The sequence below is a fragment of the Streptomyces boncukensis genome, assembly GCF_011045075.1.
Classification (GTDB): Bacteria; Actinomycetota; Actinomycetes; order Streptomycetales; family Streptomycetaceae; genus Streptomyces; species Streptomyces boncukensis.
The window spans coordinates 1-4,936 of sequence record NZ_JAAKZZ010000519.1 but is presented as its reverse complement, the minus strand read 5'-3'; the positions used below and the strand labels follow the sequence as shown (position 1 = coordinate 4,936).

The following is a 4,936-nucleotide window of genomic DNA, read 5'->3' as shown; positions in this document are numbered from 1 at the left end:
GCGGGGACGACGGCGGGGACGGGGAGTCCGCGTACCCGGCGGACGGGGGGCCGGGAGCGGTCACCGCAGCGCCTCCTCATGCGGCTGGGGGCTGCGCGGGCCCGGGACGGCGGCGGACGCCGGGGGGAGTGCGGCCGACGGCGGCGCGTCCGGCGCGAGGTGGGCCCCGGTGTGGCGGGTCAGCTCCCAGTCGGAGCGGCCCCGCGCCTCGCGCCAGACCGCGCGTATCGCCGCCGCGGCCAGCAGCAGCTGGTAGGCCGGCGCGCCCAGCAGCAGCTTGGCGTAGTCGGCGGCCCGTACGAACTGCCCGTACTGCCGCCCGAAGTCGTGCAGGCCCACGCCCTCGAACACCAGCGTGACGACCAGGGCCAGCGTCGGCAGGAAGCTGAGCGCGGTGGCGCCGACCGGGACGTGCGCGAAGAGCGCGACGGCCAGGTTCAGCGGGATCAGCAGGCCGGTGAACGCCTGGAGGAACGGCGTGGCGAGGGTGTAGCGCGCCAGCACCCGCTGCCGCAGCCGCGGCAGCCGCCGCCACTCGCCTTTCCGGTGCACCTGGAGGAAGCCCTGGTTCCAGCGGGTGCGCTGCTTCAGCAGCGCGAGCAGCGAGCCCGGCGTCTCCTCGCGGGTGACGAGCAGCGGGTCGTACGCCACGACCGTGCGCGCGCCCCGGCTGGACAGCCGCACCCCCAGGTCGCAGTCCTCGGCCAGGCACTCCGGATCCCAGCCGTCCGCGTCCCGCAGCAGCGCGGTCCGCACGAAGACGGTGTTGCCGCCGAGCGGGATGAAGCCCTTGGCCGCCTGCAGATGCAGCCTGCTGCGGAACCAGAAGAAGTACTCCAGGCAGTTGCGCAGGCTGTACCAGCTCGACTGGAAGTTCATCAGCTGCACGCCGCCCTGCACGACATCGGCGCGGGTGGTGCGGAAGGTGTGGTCGACGTGCGTGAGCAGCTCGGGGTGCACCTGGTCCTCGGCGTCGATGACGCCGGTCACCACGCCGCGGCAGTAGGGGAGCGCGGTGTTCAGCGCCTTGGGTTTGTTCTTCACCTCGTGCCGGTCCACGATCACCCGGACCCGGTCCGGGGACTGGGCGGCGAGCAGCTCGGCGACGGTGCGGGTGGCGGGGTCGTCGTGGCCGACGATGAGCAGCACCTCGAAGCGGATGTGCTCGGCGCGCAGCAGCTGCCGCACGGTGGCGCCCAGCACCTCCTCCTCGTGACGTGCGGGCAGGAGCAGCGAGAACGAGAGCCCCCGGTCGCCGTCCGGCGGTGCGAAGCGGGTGGCGGCGTAGGTCTCCGGGGTGCGCCACGCGTACATCTGCCACCAGAGGGTGAGGGCCGCGAGGGCGAAGAGGGTGAGCGAAGCGACGGTCACGAGGGCGGTGAGAGTGATCGTGAGCACGGGGGCGATACTTCCGGGCGCCGGGGGCGCCCAACCCGGCGTCGAGCCCGAATCACCCGTTCGTGGAGGGGAGTTGTGGCGCGGCGTGTGGCGCCGGGCGCGGAAACCTCCCCAACTCATGGCATTTGCCGGGGTTTTGGAGGGCGGCGTGCTCCGGTACGCCCTTTCCGCGCGGCGGCGGCGATGGCACGCTCACTGCATGAGTGCGCTACGCGGAGCCCCGCGCCATGCCGTCGCGGCCGGCGCCGTGGCCGTTGCGGTGCTCGCGGTGAGCGGCTGCGAGCCCGCGGACGGCGACGGCCGGAGCCGGCTGCGCGGCTCCGCCGTGTCGGCGGTCACCGACAGGCTGGCGTCCGAGGCGCTGGAGCGTGCCGGGCTCAAGGTCGACTGGATGACCTGCACGGCCCGGCTGGTGTACGGCACCCCGCCCGCCACGGCCTCCGGCGCCTCCCGCCGGGCCACCCCCGAGCGCCACGCGAACGCGGCGCGGGTGGACTGCCGGGGCCAGGCGGCGGGCCGCGAGATCACCGTCAAGGGGCGCGTCGTCGACGAGCGGCACGGCCGCTGCGTCATCGGAGACCTGGAGGCGACGGTCGGCGGCCGTACGGTGTTCCGTGCCAAGGGCCTCGGCGACTGCAACGCGCCGTCCAGCCGCAGCGGTGTGTCCGGGCCGCCCAAGCCGAGCCGTACGTCGGGCTACACCCCGAGTTACACCCCCAGCTTCCGCTGAGGATTTCCGGGCCGCTCCTGAGCGCACCCCCTCTCCCCGGGGCGGAGGGGCGGCCCGGAAAGGCGCGGAGGGCGGACCGGTAGCATCCCCTTCCATGGCTGGAGAACCCCAGGCTGACTGCCTGTTCTGCAAGATCGCCGCGGGCGAGGTCCCGGCGACCGTGGTCCGCGAGACGGACACGACCATCGCGTTCCGGGACATCAACCCGCAGGCGCCCACCCATGTTCTGGTGATCCCCAAGGCGCACCACCCGGACGCCGCGGCGCTCGCCGCCGAGGCCCCGCAGGTCGCCGCCGACGTGCTGCGCGAGGCAGGCGAGGTCGCCGCGCAGGAGGAGGTCGCGCCCCCGCCGGGCGGCGCGGGCGGGCCCCGCACCGGCTACCGCGTCATCTTCAACACCGGCGCGGGCGCGGGCCAGACCGTCTTCCACGCCCACGCACACGTCCTCGGGGGCCGCGGCCTCGAATGGCCCCCCGGCTGACATGTCCGCGCGTGAACTGGCCGTGCTCGGCACCGCCAGCCAGGTCCCGACCCGGCACCGCAACCACAACGGATATCTGCTGCGCTGGGACGGCGAGGGCCTCCTCTTCGACCCCGGCGAGGGCACCCAGCGGCAGATGACGCGCGCGGGCGTCGCCGCGCACGACATCACCCGGATCTGCGTCACCCACTTCCACGGCGACCACTGCCTCGGCCTGCCCGGGGTCATCCAGCACCTCAGCCTGGACCGGGTGCCGCACCCGGTGACCGCGCACTACCCGGCGGCCGGGCAGCGCTACTTCGACCGCCTCCGCCACGCCACCCCGTACCACGAGACCGCCCGGCTGCTGGAGGCGCCCGTGCGCGGTCCCGGCCGGCTGACGGCGGACGGCGAGGCCCCGTTCACCCTCCTCGCGTACGAACTCGACCACCGCGTCCCCACCTTCGGCTACCGGCTCGCCGAGCCGGACGGGCGCCGGATGCTCCCCGAGCGGCTCGCCGCGCACGGCATCACGGGCCCCGACATCGGCCGTATCCAGCGCGCGGGGGAGCTGCGGGGCGTCCGGCTGGCGGACGTCAGCGCGCCGCGCCCAGGACAGCGCTTCGCCTTCGTCATGGACACCCGGCTGTGCGAGGGGGTGTACGCGCTCGCTGAGGGGTGCGACATGCTCGTCATCGAGTCGACCTTCCTGGACGAGGACGCCGCTCTCGCCCGCGACTCCGGGCATCTGACCGCGGGGCAGGCGGGGCGCGTCGCGGCCGGTGCGGGGGTGCGGCACCTGGTCCTCACCCACTTCTCGCAGCGCTACACCGATCCCGCGGTGTTCGGCCGCCAGGCGCGGGCGGCCGGATTCGAGGGCGAGCTGACGGTGGCCGAGGACCTGACCCGGGTCCCGGTCCCCAAGCGGAGCGAGCCGGGCTAGGACCCTAGATCCCTAGAACCCCAGCTTCCGCAGCTGGCGCGGATCCCGCTGCCAGTCCTTGGCGACCTTCACATGGAGGTCGAGGTAGACCGGGGTCCCCAGCAGCGCCTCGATGTGCTTGCGGGACGTCGAGCCGACCTCCTTCAGACGCTGGCCCTTGGGGCCGATCACAATGCCCTTCTGGCTGGGCCGCTCGATATAGACATTCGCATGGATGTCCAGGAGCGGCCGGTCCTCGGGGCGCCCCTCGCGCGGCAGCATCTCCTCGACGACCACCGCGATGGAGTGCGGCAGCTCGTCCCGTACCCCCTCCAGCGCGGCCTCGCGGATCAGCTCGGCGACCATGACCTGCTCCGGCTCGTCCGTCAGATCGCCGTCCGGGTACAGCGGGGGGCCCTCCGGGACCAGCGGCACCAGCAGGTCGGCGAGCAGCCCGACCTGCTCGTCCCGCACCGCCGAGACCGGGACGATCTCGGCCCACTCGACGCCCAGCTCCTTGCCGAGCTGCTCGACGGCGATCAGCTGCTCGGCGAGCGCGTCCGGCGTCACCAGGTCGGTCTTGGTGACGACCGCGATCTTCGGGGTCCGCCTCAGCTGCGCCAGCTCGCCCGCGATGAAGCGGTCGCCGGGGCCGATCCGCTGGTCCGCCGGCAGACAGAAGCCGATCACGTCCACCTCGGCCCAGGTGGTGCGGACGACGTCGTTCAGCCGTTCGCCGAGCAGGGTGCGCGGCTTGTGCAGCCCCGGGGTGTCCACGAGCACCAGCTGCGCGTCCGGGCGGTGCACGATGCCGCGCACCGTGTGCCGGGTGGTCTGCGGCCGGTTGGAGGTGATCGCGACCTTCGTGCCCACCAGCGCGTTGGTCAGCGTCGACTTGCCCGCGTTCGGACGGCCGACGAAGCAGGCGAAGCCGGAGCGGTGCGGGGCACCGGAACCGGAGGCGTCGGCGGCTTCCGGGGGGACGGCGGAGGAGGCGTTCATGACGACCATTGTCCCCGATCCCGAAGGTGCCCCCGCCCGACGGGCGGGGGATGGGGCTGCCCCTCGGCGTCCGTCGCCGGGCGCGGCGCCGCTGCGCTGGCGCGCGCAGTTCCCCGCGCCCCTGAAGCGCCCCTGCGGGGCGCCAGGGCGCGCCCCGCAGGGGCGCGGGGAACTGCGCGCGCAATCATGGGGGTACCTCCCTGCTCGAGCGAAGCCGAGAGCTTGGGGGAGGGAGCCGCAGTCCGCGACGTGACAGCAAGGGGCAGCCCCGACCCGGCACGACCCCTCAGAAGGGCACTAGTGCTTCGCTGCGGAGGTTCCGCTGGTGATCAGATGTCTGCGAGTTGCTTGTTGATGTCGTCGATGTCGAGGTGGTCGGGGTCGAAGCTGCCGCCGATCCACTCGGTGAGTTCGTCGTGCTGTT

5 protein-coding genes are annotated in these 4,936 nt (G+C 73.6%); 3 read left to right on the top strand and 2 right to left on the bottom strand.

What is annotated here, in order from left to right:
• Positions 1–60: 60 nt before the first annotated feature.
• A complete protein-coding gene (locus G5C65_RS31085; protein WP_338146751.1) occupies positions 61–1,389 on the bottom strand; it encodes a glycosyltransferase in 1,329 nt (442 codons plus the stop codon).
• Positions 1,390–1,597: 208 nt separating this feature from the next.
• On the opposite strand from G5C65_RS31085, the gene G5C65_RS31080 reads away from it, so the two are divergent.
• The 3 genes from G5C65_RS31080 to G5C65_RS31070 all read left to right on the top strand — a co-directional run bounded on the left by G5C65_RS31080 (position 1,598) and on the right by G5C65_RS31070 (position 3,531).
• Positions 1,598–2,128, top strand: coding sequence for a hypothetical protein (locus G5C65_RS31080; RefSeq protein WP_165302385.1), 531 nt, complete (start codon positions 1,598–1,600; stop codon positions 2,126–2,128).
• Positions 2,129–2,222: 94 nt separating this feature from the next.
• A complete protein-coding gene (locus G5C65_RS31075) occupies positions 2,223–2,609 on the top strand; it encodes a histidine triad nucleotide-binding protein (protein ID WP_165302384.1) in 387 nt (128 codons plus the stop codon).
• Between the two features lies 1 nt (position 2,610).
• The gene (locus tag G5C65_RS31070) at positions 2,611–3,531 is read left to right on the top strand and encodes a ribonuclease Z (RefSeq protein WP_165302383.1); all 921 of its coding nucleotides are present in this window, start codon (positions 2,611–2,613) and stop codon (positions 3,529–3,531) included.
• Between the two features lie 12 nt (positions 3,532–3,543).
• Here the strand turns inward: G5C65_RS31070 and era are convergent, their stop codons facing one another.
• The gene (gene era, locus G5C65_RS31065) at positions 3,544–4,512 is read right to left on the bottom strand and encodes a GTPase Era (protein ID WP_241266193.1); all 969 of its coding nucleotides are present in this window, start codon (positions 4,510–4,512) and stop codon (positions 3,544–3,546) included.
• Positions 4,513–4,936: the final 424 nt, after the last annotated feature.